This is a genomic window from Owariibacterium komagatae, assembly GCF_045865535.1.
Taxonomy (GTDB): Bacteria; Bacillota; Clostridia; order Oscillospirales; family Ruminococcaceae; genus Ruthenibacterium; species Ruthenibacterium komagatae.
The window spans coordinates 874,583-895,252 of record NZ_AP031406.1 but is presented as its reverse complement, the minus strand read 5'-3'; the positions used below and the strand labels follow the sequence as shown (position 1 = coordinate 895,252).

Annotated in this window: 24 protein-coding genes and 3 pseudogenes; 26 read left to right on the top strand and 1 reads right to left on the bottom strand. The window is 51.5% G+C overall.

Annotated features, from left to right (window positions below; genetic code table 11):
- Positions 1-6: 6 nt before the first annotated feature.
- From ACKTS9_RS04545 to mobQ (ACKTS9_RS04535), 3 genes are all read left to right on the top strand, one after another.
- Positions 7-357 carry an SdpI family protein gene (locus tag ACKTS9_RS04545; RefSeq protein WP_087268227.1) on the top strand — a complete coding sequence of 117 codons (351 nt, stop codon included), beginning with the start codon at positions 7-9 and terminating at the stop codon, positions 355-357.
- Between the two features lie 114 nt (positions 358-471).
- The gene (locus ACKTS9_RS04540) at positions 472-768 is read left to right on the top strand and encodes a DUF3847 domain-containing protein (RefSeq protein ID WP_087249583.1); all 297 of its coding nucleotides are present in this window, start codon (positions 472-474) and stop codon (positions 766-768) included.
- A gap of 5 nt (positions 769-773) precedes the next feature.
- Positions 774-2,513 carry a MobQ family relaxase gene (gene mobQ / locus ACKTS9_RS04535; RefSeq protein ID WP_407879202.1) on the top strand — a complete coding sequence of 580 codons (1,740 nt, stop codon included), beginning with the start codon at positions 774-776 and terminating at the stop codon, positions 2,511-2,513.
- A 61-nt stretch (positions 2,514-2,574) separates the two neighbouring features.
- Here the strand turns inward: mobQ (ACKTS9_RS04535) and ACKTS9_RS04530 are convergent, their stop codons facing one another.
- Positions 2,575-2,745 (bottom strand): hypothetical protein, encoded by a 171-nt coding sequence (locus ACKTS9_RS04530; protein WP_167495256.1) that lies wholly within the window; start codon positions 2,743-2,745, stop codon positions 2,575-2,577.
- Positions 2,746-2,833: 88 nt separating this feature from the next.
- On the opposite strand from ACKTS9_RS04530, the gene ACKTS9_RS04525 reads away from it, so the two are divergent.
- From ACKTS9_RS04525 to ACKTS9_RS04415, 23 genes and pseudogenes are all read left to right on the top strand, one after another.
- Positions 2,834-4,735 (top strand): AAA family ATPase, encoded by a 1,902-nt coding sequence (locus ACKTS9_RS04525; RefSeq protein ID WP_407879199.1) that lies wholly within the window; start codon positions 2,834-2,836, stop codon positions 4,733-4,735.
- 85 nt (positions 4,736-4,820) lie between these two features.
- Positions 4,821-5,489: pseudogene (locus tag ACKTS9_RS04520) on the top strand (type IV secretory system conjugative DNA transfer family protein); the annotation flags it as partial.
- A 92-nt stretch (positions 5,490-5,581) separates the two neighbouring features.
- The gene (locus ACKTS9_RS04515; protein ID WP_407879197.1) at positions 5,582-7,462 is read left to right on the top strand and encodes a DUF4368 domain-containing protein; all 1,881 of its coding nucleotides are present in this window, start codon (positions 5,582-5,584) and stop codon (positions 7,460-7,462) included.
- A 26-nt stretch (positions 7,463-7,488) separates the two neighbouring features.
- Entirely contained in the window at positions 7,489-7,842 is a 354-nt protein-coding gene (locus ACKTS9_RS04510) for a TnpV protein (RefSeq protein ID WP_407879195.1), read from the top strand.
- A 121-nt stretch (positions 7,843-7,963) separates the two neighbouring features.
- Positions 7,964-8,146 carry a helix-turn-helix domain-containing protein gene (locus ACKTS9_RS04505; RefSeq protein ID WP_193500425.1) on the top strand — a complete coding sequence of 61 codons (183 nt, stop codon included), beginning with the start codon at positions 7,964-7,966 and terminating at the stop codon, positions 8,144-8,146.
- The gene (locus ACKTS9_RS04500) at positions 8,147-8,818 is read left to right on the top strand and encodes a response regulator transcription factor (protein WP_407879193.1); all 672 of its coding nucleotides are present in this window, start codon (positions 8,147-8,149) and stop codon (positions 8,816-8,818) included.
- Positions 8,815-9,888 carry a sensor histidine kinase gene (locus ACKTS9_RS04495; protein ID WP_193500427.1) on the top strand — a complete coding sequence of 358 codons (1,074 nt, stop codon included), beginning with the start codon at positions 8,815-8,817 and terminating at the stop codon, positions 9,886-9,888. The genes ACKTS9_RS04500 and ACKTS9_RS04495 overlap by 4 nt, the downstream gene beginning before the upstream one ends.
- A 134-nt stretch (positions 9,889-10,022) precedes the next feature.
- On the top strand, positions 10,023-10,940 hold the full coding sequence (locus ACKTS9_RS04490; protein ID WP_193500428.1) for an ATP-binding cassette domain-containing protein: 918 nt from the start codon (positions 10,023-10,025) through the stop codon (positions 10,938-10,940).
- Positions 10,933-11,682 (top strand): ABC transporter permease, encoded by a 750-nt coding sequence (locus ACKTS9_RS04485; protein WP_193500429.1) that lies wholly within the window; start codon positions 10,933-10,935, stop codon positions 11,680-11,682. The genes ACKTS9_RS04490 and ACKTS9_RS04485 overlap by 8 nt, the downstream gene beginning before the upstream one ends.
- Before the next feature lie 452 nt (positions 11,683-12,134).
- Positions 12,135-12,548: an RNA polymerase sigma factor gene (locus ACKTS9_RS04480; protein WP_257465422.1), complete on the top strand. Its 414-nt coding sequence runs from the start codon at positions 12,135-12,137 to the stop codon at positions 12,546-12,548.
- 103 nt (positions 12,549-12,651) lie between these two features.
- Positions 12,652-13,104, top strand: a complete 453-nt coding sequence (locus tag ACKTS9_RS04475; protein WP_407879189.1) for an RNA polymerase subunit sigma-24 — start codon at positions 12,652-12,654, stop codon at positions 13,102-13,104.
- A gap of 10 nt (positions 13,105-13,114) precedes the next feature.
- On the top strand, positions 13,115-13,576 hold the full coding sequence (locus tag ACKTS9_RS04470) for an RNA polymerase sigma factor (protein ID WP_117633394.1): 462 nt from the start codon (positions 13,115-13,117) through the stop codon (positions 13,574-13,576).
- Entirely contained in the window at positions 13,573-14,112 is a 540-nt protein-coding gene (locus ACKTS9_RS04465) for an RNA polymerase sigma factor (protein ID WP_407879186.1), read from the top strand. Before ACKTS9_RS04470 ends, ACKTS9_RS04465 begins: the two co-directional genes overlap by 4 nt.
- A complete protein-coding gene (locus ACKTS9_RS04460) occupies positions 14,052-14,348 on the top strand; it encodes a DUF3847 domain-containing protein (protein ID WP_087273014.1) in 297 nt (98 codons plus the stop codon). The genes ACKTS9_RS04465 and ACKTS9_RS04460 overlap by 61 nt, the downstream gene beginning before the upstream one ends.
- A 187-nt stretch (positions 14,349-14,535) precedes the next feature.
- Entirely contained in the window at positions 14,536-15,981 is a 1,446-nt protein-coding gene (mobQ, locus tag ACKTS9_RS04455) for a MobQ family relaxase (protein WP_407879183.1), read from the top strand.
- A gap of 99 nt (positions 15,982-16,080) precedes the next feature.
- Positions 16,081-16,257, top strand: a complete 177-nt coding sequence (locus ACKTS9_RS04450) for a hypothetical protein (protein WP_407879181.1) — start codon at positions 16,081-16,083, stop codon at positions 16,255-16,257.
- Positions 16,238-16,636, top strand: coding sequence for a cysteine-rich VLP domain-containing protein (locus ACKTS9_RS04445; protein ID WP_407879179.1), 399 nt, complete (start codon positions 16,238-16,240; stop codon positions 16,634-16,636). The genes ACKTS9_RS04450 and ACKTS9_RS04445 overlap by 20 nt, the downstream gene beginning before the upstream one ends.
- A 113-nt stretch (positions 16,637-16,749) precedes the next feature.
- Positions 16,750-17,502 (top strand): phage replisome organizer N-terminal domain-containing protein, encoded by a 753-nt coding sequence (locus ACKTS9_RS04440; protein ID WP_407879177.1) that lies wholly within the window; start codon positions 16,750-16,752, stop codon positions 17,500-17,502.
- Positions 17,499-18,362 carry an ATP-binding protein gene (locus ACKTS9_RS04435; protein WP_407879175.1) on the top strand — a complete coding sequence of 288 codons (864 nt, stop codon included), beginning with the start codon at positions 17,499-17,501 and terminating at the stop codon, positions 18,360-18,362. Before ACKTS9_RS04440 ends, ACKTS9_RS04435 begins: the two co-directional genes overlap by 4 nt.
- Before the next feature lie 42 nt (positions 18,363-18,404).
- Positions 18,405-18,596: a transposon-encoded TnpW family protein gene (locus ACKTS9_RS04430; RefSeq protein WP_407879173.1), complete on the top strand. Its 192-nt coding sequence runs from the start codon at positions 18,405-18,407 to the stop codon at positions 18,594-18,596.
- Between the two features lie 78 nt (positions 18,597-18,674).
- Positions 18,675-19,040: a hypothetical protein gene (locus tag ACKTS9_RS04425; protein WP_087989417.1), complete on the top strand. Its 366-nt coding sequence runs from the start codon at positions 18,675-18,677 to the stop codon at positions 19,038-19,040.
- Between the two features lie 86 nt (positions 19,041-19,126).
- Positions 19,127-19,966: pseudogene (locus ACKTS9_RS04420) on the top strand (VirD4-like conjugal transfer protein, CD1115 family); the annotation flags it as partial.
- A 67-nt stretch (positions 19,967-20,033) separates the two neighbouring features.
- Positions 20,034-20,162, top strand: a pseudogene (locus ACKTS9_RS04415) (Maff2 family mobile element protein); the annotation flags it as partial.
- Positions 20,163-20,670 lie beyond the last annotated feature (508 nt).

The following is a 20,670-nucleotide window of genomic DNA, read 5'->3' as shown; positions in this document are numbered from 1 at the left end:
CAAACCATGTATTCCTTATTGTTATTAAATCTGATTATACCTTTTGTAATGATTTTGGTTGGGGACATATTGAAAAGACATCCTGCAACTGACATAAAATCGGGTAACGGATATAACACACCAACTGCACGGAAATCACAAGAACACTGGAATTATGCACAAAGTATAGCACCAAATAATTTTATCTCTCTTGGCAAGGTATTAGGAGTAGTTGAGATTATTTTAAGTATAGGAATGTTCCTTTTACAGATTTCAGTTAATATTGCCCTTACTGTAGGAATTTGTACGGGAATAGTATTTTTGTTTTGCGGCTTTTATAAAACAGAAATAGGAATAAAGAATAAGTTTAAGGAATGAATTTTTGTTTAATCGAACAGAACATAGTAAAATCAAACACTCCACCCACAAGGGACAGCCGAGAAAATCGACTGTCCTTTTTCTATGCCGACAGGCAGAAAGGAGCGACCAGTCATGACGAAACCGAGAGAGAAAACCCGCGAGGAATTGACCGCCGAGATTGAGGAAAGCAAGAAGAAAATCCGGCAGTTTGAGAACCGGGAGAAAATCATCAAGCAGAAGTTATCCGTTGAGGAACGCAAGGCGAGAACCCACAGGCTTTGCAAGCGCGGCGGCTTCATGGAGAGCCTTGTGCCGGAGCTGATTGCCATGCCGGACGAGGACGCGAAAGCCTTTTTACGGCTTGCCTTGACGAGCGAGCCAGCACAGGAGTTTTTGAAAAAACGAGCCGGGGACGGGAACGCGGAGTAATCCCTTTGGAACAAAGGGCGCACTTATACACCCTTGCGGGCGTGTGCGCTCTGCCGAGGGCTTTATCTCCGCACAGGGAACTTTCCCCGCGCTCCGATATGGCGGCTTTGCCGCAACAAGGGGCTGCACCCCTTGCGCCGCTTCGCGGCTATCCCTGCACACCCACAAAAACAGTACACCCGCCCCGGCGTCTGTACTATTTTTGCGGGTTTTATTATCCTATCCGGGAGGTGATACCCATAGCCATTTACCATTGTAACATCGGCATTGTGAGCCGAGGAAAAGGCAAGTCAGCCGTTGCCGCAGCCGCCTATCGAAGCGGCGAGAAAATCACAAACGAGTGGGACGGAATGACCCATGACTACACCCGCAAGCGCGGCGTTGTCCATACGGAAATCCTACTGCCGCCCCATGCCCCGCCCTCTTTCTCTGACCGCGCTGCCCTATGGAACAGCGTGGAACTTTACGAGAAAGCCGGGAACGCCCAGCTTGCCAGAGAGATTGACGCAGCACTCCCCATAGAATTATCCAGAGAGGAACAGATCCGGCTCGTCCGGGAATACTGTTCCTCTCAATTTGTTTCCAGAGGAATGTGCGTTGATTTTGCCATTCACGACACCGGCAGCGACAACCCCCATTGTCATATCATGCTTACCATGCGCCCCCTTGACGAGCGCGGCGCATGGGCGGCGAAGTCCAAAAAGGAATATGACCTTGACGAAAACGGCGAGCGTATTCGCTTGCCAAGCGGCAGATACAAGACGCACAAAGTTGACCTCACAGGCTGGAACGACAAGGGCAACGCGCTTTTATGGCGCAAGGCATGGGCGGATATTTCAAACGCCTACCTTGAACGCGCCGGAAGCCCGGAGCGTATCGACCACCGCAGCAACGCCGAGCGCGGCATTGACGAGCTGCCTACCGTCCACATGGGCGTAGCGGCTTGTCAAATGGAGAAGAAAGGCATAGCCACCGAGAAAGGCGAGCTGAACCGGAATATCCAAAAGGCAAACCGCCTTATCCGGGAAATCCGGGCGCAGATTGGAAAGCTCAAAGAATGGATTGCCGACCTGTTCAAGGCGCGGGAAACCGCCCCGGAGCAGCCCCCGCAATCCCCCGGCCTTGCAAATCTGCTGATGAAGTATTTAAGCGTTCAGAGAGAAAAGAGCCGGAAGTATTCGCAGAGTTGGCAAAGGCAGCACGCAGCCGACGAGCTGAAAACCGTTGCAAAGGCGGTCAACTATCTTTCCGGGCATGGTATCTCCACCCTTGACGAGCTGGACGCAGCCCTTTCCTCTGTCAGCGACCAAGCCGACGCTATCCGGGAGGGCATGAAAACCGCCGAGAAGCGCATGAAGAAGCTACAAAAGCTAATTGAATACGGGAAGAACTACACAGAGTACAAGCCCATTCACGATGAACTGAAAAAGCTGCAAAACGGCTGGACAAACAAGCGCGACAAGTACGAGGAAGCCCACCGCGCCGAGCTTACGCTATGGAACGCAGCGAGCCGCTATCTCCATGCAAATCTGCCGAAAGGGACAAAGAGCTTGCCTATCTCTGAATGGGAAAAAGAGCACGCCACTCTCAGCGGGCAGAGAACAGCGGAATATACCAAGCTGAAAGAAACCCGCGCCGAGGTTGCCGAGCTGCACAATATCCTCAAGTGCGTTGATATTGCGCTGAAAGCCGACCAGCCGGAGCAGACACAGAGCCGCACCAAGCGGCAGGAACAAGAGCGATAAAGAAAAGGGCGGGCACGCTGCTTTGCCTGTCCGTCCTATGTGTTACTCAATAAATGGCAATTTAATAGCGCAAAACAAAATAAATCACATATACCCAACTAAGCAAGCCATGAAAAATTGCCCACCAAACAGATTTCCATGTTGTATAACTTATTACCATAGCTAAAGCACTACCAAATGTTATTCCTGTTTTTACAGTTTTTTCCACTATTGTCGTTTTATTTTCTTCCATCGTCTTTTGCCTCCAATATTCCGATTTGTTGACTTTATTCTACTCCAAAACTATGAACAATTCAACCACAGAAAGCGAGGTATCAACCATGTATTACACCCAAGAACAGATAGACCGGGCGAACCAAGCCGACCTTGTTTCTTTCCTGCAATCACAGGGCGAGCAGCTTATCCGCGCAGGACAGGAATACCGCTGGAAACGGCACGACAGCTTGACCGTCTGGGGAAACAAATGGTATCGCCACAGCCAGAGCAAGGGCGGCGCACCCGTTGATTTTGTCATGGAGTTTTTCGGCAAGAGCTTTACCGAAGCCGTTGAACTGCTGACAGGAGAAAAAGGCGCAGCACCGCCGCCGGACAGACCTTGCCCCGCGTCCCTATCCGACTTCCGGCTACCGCCCCCAAACAGCGACAACCGAACAGCGAGGAACTACCTCACAACAGCCCGCCGCATTGATGAAGATGTGACGGGCTTTTTCTTTGCCCGCGGCGATATTTACGAGGACGCAGCCCACCACAACGCCGTATTTGTGGGGCGGGACGAGGACGGAATACCGCGCTACGCCCACAGCAAGGGAACGGCGGGAAACTTCCGACTTGATGTGAAAGGCAGCGACAAAGCCTTTAATTTCTGCTACCGGGGCGAGGGAGACAGGCTTTTTGTCTTTGAAGCCCCCGTTGACCTGCTCTCTTTCCTCTGCCTGTTCAAAAAGGAATGGCAGAAGCAAAGCTACCTGTCATTGGGCGGCGTGGGAGAAAAAGCCCTGCTCCGCTTTCTCTCTGACCGTCCGAACATCAAGACCGTTTATCTCTGCCTTGACAGCGACGAAGCCGGAAACGACGCTTGCAGCCGCCTTGTGAAGCTCATGCCGGAGGGCTACACCGTCCACCGGCTTATCCCTCTTTTCAAGGATTGGAACGAGGTATTGCAGCACCGGGCAGAAATCACAGATGGGAAGTTTTTGCGGGAAGCGGTTTACGGCTTGAAAGAGCCGCCGCAGGAAGAAACCGTTGAGATTATCCGCATGAGCGAGGTTGACACGCAGACCGTTGAATGGCTATGGGAGCCGTATATCCCCTTTGGGAAAGTAACCATTGTGCAGGGCAACCCCGGCGAAGGCAAGACCACCTTTGCCCTACGCCTTGCCGCCGCCTGCACCACAGGGGGAACGCTGCCGGGCATGAAGCCCCTGCCGCCGTTTCAAGTGATTTACCAGACAGCCGAGGACGGGCTGGGCGATACCGTCAAGCCCCGCTTGATAGAAGCCGAAGCCGACCTTGACCGCGTTCTAGTCATTGACGAAGCCAAGCAGGAGCTTACCCTTTCCGACGAGCGCATAGAAAAGGCAATCACACAGAACGGGGCGCGGCTGATAATCCTTGACCCCATACAGGCGTACATGGGCGAGAAAACCGATATGAATCGGGCGAATGAAGTGCGCCCCATGTTTCGCCGCCTTGCCGATGTTGCCGAGCGCACAGGCTGCGCCGTTATCCTTATCGGACACCTCAACAAAGCTGCCGGAGGACAGAGCGCCTACCGGGGCTTAGGTTCTATCGACTTTCGAGCCGCCGCCCGTAGCGTCCTGCTGATCGGGCGCGTGAAGCGGGAGCCGAATGTGCGGGTAATCGTCCATGACAAATCTTCCCTTGCGCCGGAGGGCAAGCCCATAGCCTTTTGCCTTGACCCGGAAACAGGCTTTTCGTGGATAGGCGAATATGACATAACCGCCGACGAGCTGCTATCCGGCGCGGGCGGGAACACCGCCACCAAGACCGAACAGGCGGAACGGCTGATACTTGACCTGCTTGCAGATGGGAAAGAGCTTGCCAGCGAGGACATTGTAAAGGCCGCTGCCGAAGCCGGAATATCCGAGAGGACAGTACAGAACGCCAAGCGCAACATGGGCGGCACTTTGGGGGCAAGGCGTGTCGGCGGTCAATGGTATAACTTCATCAAGAAGAAGCAGCCGCCCGAACCCGCAAGCTGAAAGTGCAAAACGCAGACCCTTTGCACTTTGCACTTTCGCACTTTCACAAGAATTTGCGTCAATAACTCAAAAAAGCACTTGACAAAACGCTTCATGGGGAAACGCCGAAGATATAAAGCCCTACATAGACCCGGATTTCCAAAACAACATCATTTTGACGCAGACGGAACGGCTTACCATGAACAGCCGCCCGAAGCAGCCGAAGTACGCGAGAAATAAGAACGTCGTCGTGATCGGCGGCAGCGGCAGCGGAAAAACAAGATTTTTTGTCAAACCTAATCTAATGCAGCTTCATTCCTCTTACGTCTTAACCGACCCGAAAGGTACGGTTTTGATTGAGTGCGGGAAGCTGCTGCAACGGGCGGGCTACCGCATTAAGGTACTGAATACGATTAACTTCAAAAAATCTATGCACTACAACCCCTTTGTGTATATCCGCAGCGAGAAAGATATTTTGAAGCTGGTAAATACGTTGATAGCGAATACCAAAGGTGAGGGAGAAAAAAGCGCGGAGGATTTTTGGGTAAAGGCAGAACGGCTTTTGTATTGCGCGTTGGTGGGCTACATCTGGTACGAAGCCCCCGCCGAGGAAATGAACTTTATTACCCTGTTGGAACTTATCAACGCCAGCGAAGCCCGCGAGGACGACGAGGAATATCAAAGCCCCGTCGATTTGCTGTTTGCCGACTTGGAAGAACGCGACCCCGACCATTTCGCGGTGAAGCAGTACCGAAAATATAAATTGGCGGCGGGAGATGTATGCTCTAAGTGACTTCTTAATCATGGTTTTTTGTCATGGTTAGTGAAGCAGTCACTTAGAGCATTTTCATTTCAGGAGGTACAGCCATGAAAAACGAGAAAATCACCCCACTGTATGAGCGTTTGAGCCGCGACGATGAGTTACAGGGCGAGAGCAACTCCATAAGCCATCAAAAGCAGATGTTAGAGGACTTTGCCCGTCGGAACGGGCTGCCGAACCCCACCCACTTCACCGACGACGGCGTATCGGGAACCCGTTTTGACCGTCCCGGCTTTCTGGCGATGATGGAGGAAGTCGAGGCCGGACGGGTGGAGGCCATTGTTATCAAAGACATGAGCCGCCTGGGGCGTGACTATCTGAAAGTCGGCCAAGTTATGGAGATTTTGCGGCAGCGCGGCGTCCGTCTGATTGCCATCAACGACGGTGTGGACAGTCTGAAAGGCGATGATGATTTTACCCCGTTCCGCAACATCATGAACGAATTTTACGCCCGCGACACCAGCCGGAAAATCCGTTCTGTGTTCAAGTCCAAGGGCATGAGCGGCAAGCACCTGACCGGCACCGTTATTTACGGCTACCTGTGGGACGAAAAACGGGAACACTGGCTTGTGGACGAAGAAGCCGCCGAAGTGGTACGCCGTATCTTTTCCCTGACGATGGAGGGCTACGGCCCCTATCAAATCTCCAAGCTGCTGTCCGAGGCAAAGGTTGAAATTCCCGCTGTCCATCTGGCACGCTTTGACGAAGGAGTAAACAGGACGAAGCCGGTCAAAGACCCCTACGGCTGGGGATCATCCACCATTGTGAACATCCTGAAAAAGCGGGAATATCTGGGCCACACCATCAATTTTAAGACCCGCAAGCACTTCAAGGACAAGAAAAGCCACTATGTTGACGAAAGCGAGTGGACGATTTTCGAGAATACCCATGAGGCCATCATCGACCAGGAAACCTTTGACAATGTGCAGCGCATCCGGGCGAATGTCCGGCGCTACCCGGACGGCTGGGGCGAGGCCCATCCTCTGACCGGCCTGATGTACTGCGCCGACTGCGGCGGCAAGATGTATGTCCATCGCGTCAATAACGGCAAGCGTGACCCACAGTTTACTTGCAGCCAGTACAGCAAGTACCCTATCGGCTCCCTTTGCCCCACACAGCACCGCATCCGGGCTGAGGCCGTCCTGACCCTGATAACCGATATGCTCCGGGCTATCGCGGAGTATTCCAGGAATGACCGGGCCGAGTTTATTCGCACTGTCCAGGAAACGCAGGCCGCCCAGCAGACCGCCGATATATCCAAGAAACGGAAACGGCTGGCCGCCGCTCAAAAGCGGGCCGGGGAACTGGAACTGCTGATCTGCAAAATCTATGAGGACAACGCCCTGGGCAAGCTGCCGGACGCCCGGTATGAGGCCCTGGACGCGCAGTACGCCAAAGAGCAGGACACCCTCAATGCGGAAATCGCGGAACTGGAAAAGGCCGTTACCGGCTATGAGCAGAGCCGGAAATCTGCGGAGAAGTTTATTGCCCTGATTGATAAGTACGAGAACTTCGACACGCTGACAAACACCATGCTCAACGAGTTTGTAGAGAAAATTCTTGTCCATGAACGCGCCCGGAAAGGCAGCCAGGACACCACGCAGGAGGTTGAAATCTACTTCAACTTTGTGGGCCGGTATATCCCGCCCGCCTTGCAGCCGGTTCCCCTGACCCCGGAGGAACAGGAAGAACTGCGGAAGAAGGAGGAACGCAAGGACAGGCTTCACCAGAACTACTTGCGCCGCAAAGCGAATGGCAAGCAGAAGGAATGGGAAGAACGCTACAACGCCAAGCGCAAGGCCCAAGTGGAGGCGGCAAAGGCCGCAATACGGGCCGAGGATATGGAAAAAGGCGTTTTTATTCCTGTTAGTCAGTTACCAAAGCAGGAGCCGCGCAAGGCCACCTTACCGGCCAGCGCCGCAGTTTAATCATCACAGTGCAAAGGAGGACGAACATGAACGAATTGACTTACACCCGCTGCGGGGATTACTACATCCCCGACCTGAAACTTTCCGAGCAGCCGGAGGCCCCCATCGGCAAGTATGGCCGTATGCGGCAACGCTACCTGAAGGAACACCGGCCCGGCCTTTACAGCGGCCTGATTTTGAGTGAAAAGCTGTACCCGCACCTGTTGGAGATTGACCGGGCGGCGCGGGAGCGTATGGACACCATGCTGCCCCGCATGATGGAGGCGGCAGGCGTCACCGAGGAACTGAAAGCCCGTGATCCCATGCGCTGGGTGGGGCTGATGAACACGCTGAAAGCACAAGCAGAGGAAGTCATTTTGACAGAGCTGATTTATCAATAGTTTTTGCAAGCGGAGGCTGCTACTTGCGGCCTCTGTTTGTTTTTACGCTTTCGACATATCTCATGCCTTGTATTCTTCGAGATAATGAAATATAATGATAGATGTTGTCGGAGGTATGGATATGGACTACATGACACTCAAAGAAGCAAGCGAAAAATGGGGCGTTTCGTCCCGTCAAGTCAACTATTACTGCGTCGATGGGCGTATTCCCGGCGCTGTGAAAATGGCCGGTGTCTGGCTGATCCCAAAAGATGCTGAAAAACCAATAGACGGCAGGACGAAAAAAGGCAAGGAGGCTAAGTAGATGGCTGTACTTTTAATAGCAGAAGATGAAAAAGATATGCAAAACATTATTGTCGATTTTATGAAACAAGGCGGACATTCTTGCATTTTAGCTAATGATGGAGTAGAGGCACTTTCCATTTTGGAAAATAATACGGTTGACCTTATCATTTTAGATATTATGATGCCACGATTAGATGGATTTACTGTATGTAAATTTGTGCGGAATATATGCGATGTACCCATTATTTTTCTTACTGCCAAAGGCGAGGAAAATGACAAACTCAAAGGCTATAAATATGGTGCAGATGATTATGTCACCAAACCCTTTAGTCCCAAAATACTGTTAGCCAAAGTCAATGCGTGGTTGCGTCATGCAACTACGGCTAATTCACATGACATTTTATCTGCGGGAGAAATAATGATATATCCATCGGCTCATACAGTCATTGTGTCTGGTAATGAAGTTGAACTTACTCATAAGGAATACGAACTATTGCATTTGTTCTTGCAGAATAAAAATCAAGTGTTCTCGCGTGAGCAGTTGTTAAACCGTATTTGGGGATTTGACTTTGAGGGAAATACACGAACTGTCGATTCACACATCAAAACGCTCCGTCAAAAGTTAGGAACCGAAGGGCGTCATATTGTGACACTAATTCGTTCTGGCTATAAGTTTGAGGTAAAACCATGAGCAATTCATTTAAGTCGGTTGAGAAAAAATACTTTGCTTTCTCAAGAACTATACGGTTTGTTATTACAGTTTTGTATCCTATTATGTTCCTCATAACACCGATAGAGTATAAATTCCTGTTGCCTTTTATTTGGCTGCTTTTATTTCTTGGCGGTGAATGGCTGCAAGAGATTTACTTACATCGCATTATTGTGGTTCCACTGGGGAGCATTACTGATACTGCACAGAAACTTGCAAATCTTGATTTTATGACGGTGTGTGATATTCAGTCTAACGATGAATTAGGCAGTTTATCGAATAGCCTAAATACTTTGGCCTCAAATTTACAAAATGCTTTGGACGAATTAAATAAAGCCAACAAACAGTTAAAAAAAGATGTTCAACATGAAAGGATACTGTTAGAGCAACGAAAGGAATTAGTGGATTCTTTATCGCATGAAATGAAAACGCCTCTTGGCTTAATACAGGCTTATACTGAAGGATTAAAAAACGAGATAGATAATGATAAGCGCAGAAAGTATATGGATGCCATTCTGGCCGCCACTGAAAGAATGAATTATACAATCATTTCCTTATTAGACTTATCTGCATTAGAGGCCGGAACCACCGTTCTAATGGAAACTCTTTTTGATTTTGTAGAACTGACAGAGGAAGTAGGCGGACGGCTATTGCTCGATGTTCCTTGTGAAAGGTACAGCTTTACTTATGAACTACCAGAGCGGGAAATTATTGTTTATGCAGACCGGCGTAGAATAGAACAGGTACTTGAAAATTTAATTAGTAATGCCAAAAAATATGTATGTGAAAACGGAAACATTCATTTAACTGTAAAGCAAGAAAATTCGGCGATCTATTTTTCTGTTTTCAATCAGGGGAACACTATTCCAGAACAGGAGATTTCCCAAATTTGGTCAAAGTTCTATCGGGGAAAATGGACGGGACAAAGTGGTAACGGTCTTGGCCTCGCCATTGTCTCTCAAATATTGACCATGTATCAAGTTCCATTTGGAGCTATCAATCATACTGATGGTGTGGAGTTTTATTTTCAATTTCCGATTGCAAACAAATAAGCCAATCAAAGCCTTGCTTTTCTTTTGGGAGCAGGGCTTTATTATTTTACACGGATTTCACATCAAACGCACTTCTATTCCAAGCCGGTAGGATACACTGTATCCACTAAATAAACAGGGAAGGAAGTGTCTTGATGCCGCAATATATTTTGCAAACACAAGAATTGTGTAAAGAATTTGCTCATACCGCTGCGGTCAATCGTGTTAGCATGAATATTCAGCAAGGCGATATATATGGCTTCATTGGTGAAAATGGGGCAGGAAAAACAACTTTTATGCGTATGGTTGCAGGACTTGCATCACCCACATCTGGCACAATCAGGTTATTTGGGCAGGAAAACTTACAGGCAGGGCGGCACTATATTGGGTGCACGATTGAAAATCCCGCTCTGTATAAAAATATGACCGCAAGAGAAAATCTTGAAATTTTCCGTCTCGCTTTCGGTGTAAAAAATGCCAAGAGCACAGATAAAGTCCTATCTCTCATGGGGTTAGCGGACACCGGAAAAAAGCGCGTTGGAGATTTTTCTTTAGGTATGAAACAGCGATTGGCGATTGCTGTTGCCCTTTTGGGTGATCCCCAGTTCTTGATTTTGGATGAACCAATTAACGGGTTAGACCCTGTTGGAATACAAGAGCTGCGCAATTTGTTTGTGCAGTTAAATCGAGAGCAAAATATTACGCTTTTGATTTCAAGTCATATTTTAGGTGAATTATCCAAAATTGCAACCAGATATGGAATTATTCACAAAGGTTCTCTTGTTTCAGAATTATCCGCCAATGATTTGATGGATCAATGCCAGCGACACTTGATTATCCGAACTGACTGTGCTGATAAAGCAGTCAATGTCCTACAAGCACAGTTGGGCATTGCAAAATATAAAATTTTGACGCCATACACAATTTCCCTAAAAGAGTATGTTGAACAGTCAGAAGTTGTCAATAAGGTTCTGATACAAAATGGCCTCGTGCTTTTTGAGTCAACAATCCATGAGGATAGCTTAGAGGATTACTTCAATTCAATTATAGCGGGAGGTGAACAAAATGCCTAATCTGCTTCGATCCCAGATTTACAAGTTATTTCACAATACAATTTTTTGGGCGGGTGCTGGCTTAACTATATGCTCCGTGGTGTTTTATGCTGTGTTTGAGAGCATGAAAGCCGAAACAGTTGCCAACGGTATGCCTCTGTTCCAGTATTATAGCATCCTTTTTCAGAATTATAGCACAGGACTTCCCATTTTGATTTTTTGTGTGGTGTTTGCTTCGGATGATTTTATGAGTGGTGCAGTTCATTACTATATTTCAAAAGGAATTTCGAGAACTCAATATTATTTGTCCAAAACGATAGCCTGCGCTTTTGCGGCTACCCTATATGTTGTAATTGCAGGTATAAGCGGAACCATAATCAGTCAAATACTATGGCATAATCTTGGTGGCTTACTTCAAATAAATACATTACAACTATTATTTTTCTTCTTTAGCCAAATCATACTTCATACCTCTTATGCGTGCTTTTTGGTATTTACCTGTTTTTTATTTAGGAGTAGTGTAACTTCCAGTGTAGTCAATATGTTTTTGCTGATTTTCGGATTTTTCATTGTTCATCGTATTGAGGACGTTATCTGGCACAGTTATGTGATCTCCATGTATTGGCCGGTAGCAATGTTCCAACGAGTTCAAGTGATGACGGTGGCTGAATGGTTTCCTGTTGTCGCAGCTATTTTTGTAATATACGGAGTGCTGTTGACTTGTATTGGGATTATCATTATGAAAAAACGAGATATAAAATGAACTATCTGCCGGACGACGGCAAAAGAAAAAAGCCGTCGTTCAGCAGGCAATCGCCATGTCCTATACTCGATCCTACGGCGGCTTTGACAAAATCAAGGCCGCCGTTCCTTATGCCCTCGACAAAGGAGTGACGCCCATACGCTGACACGGCGGCTTTAGGAGGGAGCCGCCATGAAGCACACTGACCGCCGACAAATTCAGACGATATTTGCACTACCGTCAAAAAAAGCCCAGCCACCGAACAGGCCCCGTCTGGCAGCCGGTGCGAAAATTGTCACAATGTAACTGAATACCGTGTTTTTTGCGCTCGAATAGCTTCCTGCTGTCCGGGCGCTTTTTCATACCTGTGGGGCCGGAACATCGGGTCAACATGGCCCGAACCCTGCCCCCGGTGCCGTTCCCCGCCGCCCCGTTCAGATTTTCCCGCAAAAATCTGAACGGAGGAAAGGCAGATGGAAGTCACCATCCATTACAACGGACAAGCTGTGGCCGTGGAGGTCACGCTGGAAGTCTATGAATTTCTTGACCGGGCCGACCACAAAGCCGAGAACCTGTCCCATGAGCAGCGGCGGCATTGGGATGGCCGGGAGTTTGACGAATACATAGTTGCCACCGAGGGCGTGGGTATCTACGGCGAAACGCCGGAGGATTACCTGTGCCGCATGGAAACGCTGGGCGAGCTGATGGCCGTCCTGGACACCTGCACCGAGGCCCAGCGCCGCCGGTTCCTGCTCTATGCCCTGGACGGGCTGACCTTTGCGGAGATTGGGACGGTGTGCGGCTGCTCCAAAGTATCCGTCTATGAAAGCATTGACGCGGTTCGGAAAAAATTTTTGAAATTCTTTGCGAACTACCCTAACGAATGACCTGTTTTCGGGCTACCAAGTGAAAGGGATTGTTTCCCTTATCCCAGCGGGAGGCGGACAGCGGACAAGCTGCCCGCCTCTCCCATTTTCAGGAGGTAAGCCTATGAAAACCATCAATCTGCGGTGGATTTATCCCCACTACCGGCACGACGAGTTTGTAGAGGTCAGCGACGAGGTCTGGGAGGCCATGCGGCAGGCCCAGCGCGAGATGAACAACTATGAGCGCCGGAAGGTCTACCACCGCGCCTGGTACTCTCTGGACGCATATAGCCGGGCGGAGAACTACGCGCTGGAACACGGCAGATCGCCGGAGGAAATCCTTTTGGAGCGCGAAGAACGGGCCGCCCGCCTGCGGCTGATTGCCACCTTGCCGGAGGCCCTGTCCCATGCCACTCCCACCCAGGCCCGCCGCATCCGGGACTACTACATCGCCGGTATCAACCAGCCGAAAATTGCCCGGATGGAGGGCGTACACAGCAGCAAGGTCAGCGTTGCCATCCGGCGGGGCCTGCGGAATATGCGCCGCTGCTATGACGGCCTTTTCCCATCAGAGTGAGGGCGGGCCTATGCAGACCATCAACCTCAAACAGTATTATCCGTTCTGCACCGAGGATACCTTTGTGGAGGTGTCGGATGAAATCGTTGAAGCGTTCCTGCTGGACAAGCGGGCCGAGGCTGCCAGGGAGCGCAAGATGTACCGCTACAAGGCCCACTACTCCCTTGACTGTGACGATGGGATTGAAAAAGCCGCCATCGGCTGGGCGCAGCCATCGCCGGAGGACTACATCGTACAGAAAGAGGAACAGGCCGAACACGCCGAGCTGATCCGGCGGCTCTATGAGGCCATTTCTTCTTTGCCCCCAACGCAGGCCCGCCGCGTCCATGCCCGGTATATGCTGGGGATGAAAGTGAAGGACATTGCCGCGATGGAGGGTATCACTCCATCCCAGGCGGGGAAGTCCATCCATGCGGCGCTCCGGCGGCTGCGCCGGTACTTCATACGCCGGAAATGGACAAGCGGCCTATGAAAACCATCAACCTGAAAAAATACTACTACCCGATTTGTAAGAAAGACACCTTTGTGGAAGTGCCGGACGAGGTGGCAGACGCCATTGTGGAGGAAAGCCGCGCAGAGGACGCCAATGACGCCAAGCAGCACTATCACTGTTACTCTCTGGACGCATCCCCCGGCATGGAACACTATTTCCCGGAGCAGGCCGCTTCCCCGGAGGATATTCTGATGGAGAAGGAAACGGAACGGGAACAGGAGGCCGCCCGCGCCCTGATGATGGAACGGCTCAGGGAGGCCCTTGCCACTCTGACGCCCCGGCAGGCGAGCTGCCTTCATGCCCGGTTTTGGGAGGGCAAGCAGTTTAAGGAGATTGCCGAGGCCGAAGGCTTCACGACATCAGCGGCCATTGTCACGGTTCGCAACGCCATTATCAAGTTACAGAAATATTATATCAAGCGCGGCTGGATGAAGCCGCCAAAGGAGAAAACGATATGCACAAAGACAGCACCACCCAAGCGAAACCGAAAAAAGACGAGCGAGAAGAAGTCCTGAAGGAAATCCGGCAGCTTGAGAACCGCCAGAAGATTTTGGAGAACAAGCAGCGCAATGAGGAACGCAAGGCCCGCACCCGCCGCCTGATTGAGCGCGGGGCCATTTTGGAGGGCGTTTTTCCTCTGGCCCCAGACCTTCCCGGCGTAGAGGTCAAGGCGTTCCTGATTGCCCTGTCCCATCTTCCGGGGGCGGCGGAACTGGCCGCAAAACTGCCGAAATCCGGGGACAAGCCATAAGTCCCTTGTTTACAAGGGCGCACTTATACACCGTTGCCGGTGTCGTGCGCCCTGCCGGGGGCTGTTGCGCTCTCCGAGCGCGATGGGGAGCTACACTCCCCAAACCCCTTGTGCGCCCCGCGCAGCCAAACACCCGCTTTGCGTCTGTCCGGCTCCACGGAGCCTGAAATATCCCCGCCGAAAGGAGGTGCCACCCATAGATTTTTGTCATATCCCCGTCAGTATTATCAAGCGCAGCGAGGGCCGTTCCGCTGTTGCCGCAGCCGCCTACCGAAGCGGGACGAAGCTGACGAATGAATGGGACGGCCTGACCCATGATTACACCCGGAAGGGCGGCGTTGTCCATGCGGAGATCATGCTGCCCGCCCACGCCCCGCCGGAATTTTCAGACCGCTCCACCCTCTGGAACAGTGTGGAGCAGATCGAGAAAGCCAGGGACAGCCAGCTTGCCCGCGAGATTGAGGCGGCTTTGCCCCGCGAACTGTCCAGGGAACAGCAGCTTGCCCTTGTCCGGGCCTATGTGAAGGACAACTTCGTGGACAAGGGGATGTGCGCCGATTTCGCCATCCACGATAAGGGAACCGGCAACCCTCATGTTCATATCATGCTGACCGTCCGGCCCCTGAAAGAAAATGGCGCATGGGGCGCAAAGTGCCGCAAGGCATACGACCTGGATGAGAACGGCCAGCGCATCCCGGACGGGAGAGGCGGCTGGAAAAACCACCGGGAGGACACCACCGACTGGAACGACAAAGGGAATGTGGAGATTTGGCGGGCGGCATGGGCGGCTTATACCAACCGGGCATTGGAGGCCGCCGGTCAGCCTGCATTGGTAGACCACCGCAGCTACAAGCGCCGGGGTATTGATAAAATCCCCTCTGTCCACCTGGGGCCAGCGGCCAGCCAGATGGAGAAGCGCGGCATCCGCACCGACAAGGGAGAAGTCAACCGGCAGATCGCCGCCGACAACAAGTTGCTCAAGGAAATTAAGGCCCGCATTACCCGCCTCTACAACTGGTCTAAGGCCGAGGCAGAGAAGCCGGAGGGCCAGCAGCCCAGCATGATCGACTTGTGGGAGGCCCAGCAGCAGCTCAAGCGGCCCGACACCCGCACCGGCAAAATCCGGGCTTTGCAGGAGAGCGCCGCCCTGTTCAGCTTTTTGCAGGCAAACGGCATCCAGTCCATGCAGCAGCTCCATGAAAAAATTTCCGATATGAACACCCGCTACTATGACCTGCGGCGAGAAATCGTTAAGGCCGAGCGCCGGATCGCTGTTCTCACTGAGCGCGGGGAGATGTGGGCGCAGTACAACGAGTACAGGACTGTCCATAAGCAGCTTGCCAGGGTGAAGCCGGAGAAGCGGGAACTGTTCGAGCAGCGCCACAGCCGGGAACTGATCCTCTATGACGCGGCGGCCCGGTATCTGAAAGAACTGAAAGCCAGCGGCGAGGAAATCACTCCCAAGGAATGGCGGCGCGAGATTGACCTGCTAACCGCCCAGAAGCAGGTGGACAGCATCGACATGAAAGCCATGCGGGAGGAACTGAAAGCCGTGGAACGGCTCCGCAAGGCCGCCGACCAACTGGCCCGGCAGGAACGGGACAAGCCCCGCGACCGGGGGCCGGAGCGGTAAAGGGTACGGCGTTTTACCGACCCCTCACGGGGGTGTCATGTTTCGTGACCCCCTTTATGAAAAACTGTCAACCTTTACTCACGGAAAGGAGATTGCCCTATGAAGCAGATTATTTTACCTGTCACCGTCCACCTGAATATTCGCCTGCCCCTTACCCTCTTGCAGCCGGAACCGGCAGACGCGCCCACCGACCCGGAGCCGGAGGCCCATGCCTGCCAGGGATGCGGTAACTGCGGCGGGTGCGGGAAGTGCCAGCATGAAGAAAAGCAAGCCTGAACCCGTCCCCGTCATGGACTACCGCCAGTACCGCAGGGCGCGGCGGCTGGTACATGAGTGCTGTAACTATGACGTCGGCAACTGTATCGCGCTGGACGATGGGGAGGAATGTATCTGCGTCCAATCCATTTCCTACTCCCTGTTGTGCCGGTGGTTCCGGGCGGCGGTGCTGCCGCTGGACAGAGAACTGGAAACGGCCCTGTTCCACCGCCTGGACGCCAAGCGGTGCGCCGTCTGCGGGGCGCTGTTCACCCCCGGCTCCAACCGGGCCAAATACTGCCCGGAATGTGCGCCGAAAGTCCACCGGCGGCAAAAGGCCGAGTGCGAGCGCCGGAGAAGGGTACAGCGTGGACAATTAGAGGGCAAAAACCCCTTGTAAATCAAGGACTTTTTCGAGGGTGTCGCTGGGGGCCTGATAGATTTATCCTCTGGCCCTCAAAACGGCCCTCTAAAGGCGTACAGACCCCTGAAATAAACCCCAAGGAGGAACCCATGTCAGACAATCGAAAATATTACTATCTCAAGCTGAAAGAAAACTTCTACAACAGCGAAACGATGGTTATTTTGGAGAGTATGCAGGACGGCCTGCTGTACTCCAATCTGCTGCTGAAAATGTACCTCATGTCACTCAAAAGCGGCGGTATCCTCATGCTGGGCGACCATCTGCCCCACACGCCCCAGACCATCGCCACCTTTACCCGCCATCAGGTGGGGACGGTGGAACGGGCCTTGAAGGTGTTCGTTGAATTTGGCCTTGTGGAGATTTTGACCGACGGGGCCTACTACATGGCCGACATCCAACTGCTGATCGGCCAGTCCTCTACCGAGGGCGAACGAAAAAAGAAAGAGCGTATGCGGTTGAAGCGTCAAAAACTGCTCCCATCCGGCGGGGCGGACATTTGTCCACCATATAGCCGGGGGGACATTTGTCCACCAGAGATTAGAGATAAGAGATTAGATATTAGAGATAAGAGTATAGAGAATAGAGAGAGTGAAAGCGCCCGCGCCTATGGCCGTTACCAGAATGTTTTTCTGTCGGACGAGGAACTGGCAGACTTGCAGGCCAGCTTTCCCACGGTATGGGGCCAGTACATCGAAAAGCTGTCCGAGTACATGGCCTCTACCGGCAAGCGGTATCAGAGCCACGCCGCCACCATCCGGCGCTGGGCCGGTGAGGACGCGAAGAAAGCAGCCCCGCCCACCCGCAACCGGGATTACAGCGTAAAGGAGGATGAAACCGTATGATGGAGATTACCGCAGAAATCCGGGCGCTGATCGACAAGGCAGCCGCCGGTGTGGAGCTGGCCGGGGACGAGTACATAGACCCGGCAGACGGCCTCATTCACTGCAAGAAGTGCGGCGGCCAGAGGCAGACCGTTGTGCCATGCTTTGGAAAACCAGGCTACTTCATGCCCCGCTGTATCTGCCAGTGCCAGCGGGAGGCCGAGGAACAGCGCAAAGCCGCCGAGGAACGGCAGCGCCGCATGGAGCGCATCAAGCGCCGGAAGGCCCAGGGCCTGCAAGACCGCTATCTGTACGACTACACCTTTGCCAACGACAACGGCCAAAATCCCCTGATGGACAAGGCCCGCGCCTATGTGAAGAACTGGAAGGAGGCATACCGAAACAACACCGGCCTGCTGCTGTTTGGGGATGTGGGAACCGGCAAGTCCTTTTTCGCAGGTTGTATCGCCAACGCCCTGCTTGACCGGGATGTGCCGGTGCTGATGACGAACTTTCCCACCATCCTGAACCGCCTGACCGGGATGTTTTCCGAGGACAGGGCTGACTTTATCGCCAGCTTTGACGAGTACGACCTGCTTATCATTGACGATCTGGGTGTGGAACGCAGTACCGAGTATGCGATGGAGCAGATGTTTTTCGTCATTGACAGCCGCTACCGCAGCCGCAGGCCCATGATTATCACCACCAACCTGAAGCTGGCCGAACTCAAGAACCCGCCCGACCTGGCCCACGCCCGTATCTATGACCGTATTCTGGAACGGTGCGCCCCGATCCTCTTTGCCGGGAAGAATTTCCGGGAGGAAAACGCCGGGGCCACCAGGCAGACGGCGAAAGACATTGTAAACCGCAAACATGAGTAATTTTTGCCGGACGGCACAGCCCCGCCCGGAGAAAGGAGCGCCATGAGCGAAGAAGCCCGTACCATGCAGACCGCAGACACCACCCCGGCCAGAGCGCCGGAGGACGCCCCCGCGCTGGTAAAGAAAATTGGCAAGACCACCTACAAAGTGCGCGTCCATTTCAGCCAGACCAGCACCGAAACCATGAGCGACAAAATCAAGCGTATGCTCAAAAACGAGATACAGCAGATGTGACCGGCTAATAAAGCCAGCCGCCTTGTGCTAAACTGATGGTGGTACGCACCAAAACTTTTATCCAAGGAGGACACAAAAATGCTATACACAGAAAAAGAGAAAAATGAGATTGAACGGGTACGAAAGGTGTTTGGCGAGCATCTTCAGCAAAGCACTAATTTTGAACTGCTATGGTCTGATAAAGTGGGCTTTGTCTGGCTGGCGATTGGCCTAAAACCGCTTTATGTTGATACCGGAAGGAGGATAGAGTCTGCCGCCGATCTCTGTCACGAGTGCCTGGATGATGTTGCGATGGATGTTCTGTATATGACAGGAAACGACCACTCGATAGAAGAGGCCGACCCACTGGAATTGACCGAAATCAAACGGCGTTGGAAAACCTATATCGACCAGTTGCCAGAATATGCGTACCTTTGCGATGAACTGTTAAGCAGCCGCGAGTAACCCGCCCGCCTGAGTGTCAGGAGCATGAAAGTGCTTCTGGCACTTTTTTTGTGGCTTTTTTGTGAATTTGATTAAAAAGTCCTTGACAACTCGTTTCGGGCAAAACCGCAAAATCAATCCTCATTTCTTGCGGTGCGAGGCTCGCTCCTTTTGATATAAAGGAATTGCGCGATCTTATGTCCTACGACGAATTAGAACTTGACACGTTAGGCGACAGAAAAACAGCTTTGTTTTTGATTATGAGCGATACGGACAGCACGTTTAATTTTGTTATCGCTATGCTGCAATCGCAGTTATTTAATCTCTTGTGCGACAAGGCCGACGACGAATACGGCGGCAAGCTGCCGGTTCATGTTCGCTGCCTGTTAGACGAGTTTGCAAACATTGGACAAATCCCGCAGTTTGAAAAATTGATTGCCACAATCCGCAGCCGGGAAATCTCGGCTTCTATCATTCTGCAATCGCAGAGCCAGCTAAAAGCCATTTACAAGGACGCGGCAGAAATCATACTTGACAATGCCGACAGCACCTTGTTTTTGGGAGGGCGCGGGAAAAATGCAAAGGATATTTCGGAGAACTTGGGACGTGAAACAATCGACAGTTTCAACACTTCCGAAAATCGCGGCACGCAGGTTTCTCATGGCCTCAATTATCAGAAATTGGGAAAGGAGTTGATGACACAGGACGAAATCGCAGTTATGGACGGAGGAAAATGTATTTTGCAGTTGCGCGGCGTGCGCCCCTTTTTCAGCGATAAGTACGATATAACGCAGCACCCGAACTACAAATACCTTTCCGACTTCGACAAGAAAAACGCTTTTGACGTTGAACGGTATATGTCCACCCGTCCGGCAATCGTAAAGCCCGACGAACCCTTTGACATATACGAAATAGATTTGTCCGACGAGGACGCAGCCGCCGAATAAAAACGGCGGCATTTTTATTTCCAACAACATTTTTTGAGCCGTTTTAGCGGCAGAAAGCGAGGTTTATATGGATTTTTTCAACAGCGCAGTTGACGTATTGCAGACTTTGGTAATCGCGCTTGGCGCAGGACTTGGCATTTGGGGCGGCATTAACCTCATGGAGGGGTACGGCAACGATAACCCCGGCGCGAATGCTCATGTACGGTAAGGAAGCAAGCAACCGAAAACAAGAGATAGACCGCCAGCACTACACTATTCCGAACCAAAGACCAAAAGATAAGCATTGTGGGAAAATCTAAACTTTTGGATTTTCCTACAATGCCAACTACGGCGGAATCCCTCCCACTCCTTATATCTTTCTGTATACATTGAATTTGTATTTAGTAAAATGCAGACAACACCACGGATCGGCTTTTGGTTGGACAATTCCAACCAAACACCACAGCAGACAGCAGAAAACATTCTGAACGCTAGGAAGCCGGTATGATTGTTACATATAAGGGGAAGAAAAATTTCTTTTAGGTACTTGCTTTCCTAAAACTGATGTGATACAATGATTTAATCCAGAAAAGGAGTAAAAAATATGCGGCAAGGTATTCTTAAATAAAACTATAATCAAATAGTGGGAACAAAGGATTATGATAGCTCCTTTTGTAGGGGCTTAGTTTTTTGTACCCAATTTAAGAATACTTTTGCCTTATCAA

What these genes read in the sequence shown, in the direction of transcription:
- ACKTS9_RS04545 (WP_087268227.1), top strand. Translation starts at nt 7, where the DNA reads ATGTATTCCTTATTGTTATTAAATCTGATTATACCTTTTGTAATGATT.
- ACKTS9_RS04540 (WP_087249583.1), top strand. Translation starts at nt 472, where the DNA reads ATGACGAAACCGAGAGAGAAAACCCGCGAGGAATTGACCGCCGAGATT.
- ACKTS9_RS04530 (WP_167495256.1), bottom strand. Translation starts at nt 2,745, where the DNA reads ATGGAAGAAAATAAAACGACAATAGTGGAAAAAACTGTAAAAACAGGA.
- ACKTS9_RS04525 (WP_407879199.1), top strand. Translation starts at nt 2,834, where the DNA reads ATGTATTACACCCAAGAACAGATAGACCGGGCGAACCAAGCCGACCTT.
- ACKTS9_RS04515 (WP_407879197.1), top strand. Translation starts at nt 5,582, where the DNA reads ATGAAAAACGAGAAAATCACCCCACTGTATGAGCGTTTGAGCCGCGAC.
- ACKTS9_RS04510 (WP_407879195.1), top strand. Translation starts at nt 7,489, where the DNA reads ATGAACGAATTGACTTACACCCGCTGCGGGGATTACTACATCCCCGAC.
- ACKTS9_RS04505 (WP_193500425.1), top strand. Translation starts at nt 7,964, where the DNA reads ATGGACTACATGACACTCAAAGAAGCAAGCGAAAAATGGGGCGTTTCG.
- ACKTS9_RS04500 (WP_407879193.1), top strand. Translation starts at nt 8,147, where the DNA reads ATGGCTGTACTTTTAATAGCAGAAGATGAAAAAGATATGCAAAACATT.
- ACKTS9_RS04495 (WP_193500427.1), top strand. Translation starts at nt 8,815, where the DNA reads ATGAGCAATTCATTTAAGTCGGTTGAGAAAAAATACTTTGCTTTCTCA.
- ACKTS9_RS04490 (WP_193500428.1), top strand. Translation starts at nt 10,023, where the DNA reads ATGCCGCAATATATTTTGCAAACACAAGAATTGTGTAAAGAATTTGCT.
- ACKTS9_RS04485 (WP_193500429.1), top strand. Translation starts at nt 10,933, where the DNA reads ATGCCTAATCTGCTTCGATCCCAGATTTACAAGTTATTTCACAATACA.
- ACKTS9_RS04480 (WP_257465422.1), top strand. Translation starts at nt 12,135, where the DNA reads ATGGAAGTCACCATCCATTACAACGGACAAGCTGTGGCCGTGGAGGTC.
- ACKTS9_RS04475 (WP_407879189.1), top strand. Translation starts at nt 12,652, where the DNA reads ATGAAAACCATCAATCTGCGGTGGATTTATCCCCACTACCGGCACGAC.
- ACKTS9_RS04470 (WP_117633394.1), top strand. Translation starts at nt 13,115, where the DNA reads ATGCAGACCATCAACCTCAAACAGTATTATCCGTTCTGCACCGAGGAT.
- ACKTS9_RS04465 (WP_407879186.1), top strand. Translation starts at nt 13,573, where the DNA reads ATGAAAACCATCAACCTGAAAAAATACTACTACCCGATTTGTAAGAAA.
- ACKTS9_RS04460 (WP_087273014.1), top strand. Translation starts at nt 14,052, where the DNA reads ATGCACAAAGACAGCACCACCCAAGCGAAACCGAAAAAAGACGAGCGA.
- ACKTS9_RS04450 (WP_407879181.1), top strand. Translation starts at nt 16,081, where the DNA reads ATGAAGCAGATTATTTTACCTGTCACCGTCCACCTGAATATTCGCCTG.
- ACKTS9_RS04445 (WP_407879179.1), top strand. Translation starts at nt 16,238, where the DNA reads ATGAAGAAAAGCAAGCCTGAACCCGTCCCCGTCATGGACTACCGCCAG.
- ACKTS9_RS04440 (WP_407879177.1), top strand. Translation starts at nt 16,750, where the DNA reads ATGTCAGACAATCGAAAATATTACTATCTCAAGCTGAAAGAAAACTTC.
- ACKTS9_RS04435 (WP_407879175.1), top strand. Translation starts at nt 17,499, where the DNA reads ATGATGGAGATTACCGCAGAAATCCGGGCGCTGATCGACAAGGCAGCC.
- ACKTS9_RS04430 (WP_407879173.1), top strand. Translation starts at nt 18,405, where the DNA reads ATGAGCGAAGAAGCCCGTACCATGCAGACCGCAGACACCACCCCGGCC.
- ACKTS9_RS04425 (WP_087989417.1), top strand. Translation starts at nt 18,675, where the DNA reads ATGCTATACACAGAAAAAGAGAAAAATGAGATTGAACGGGTACGAAAG.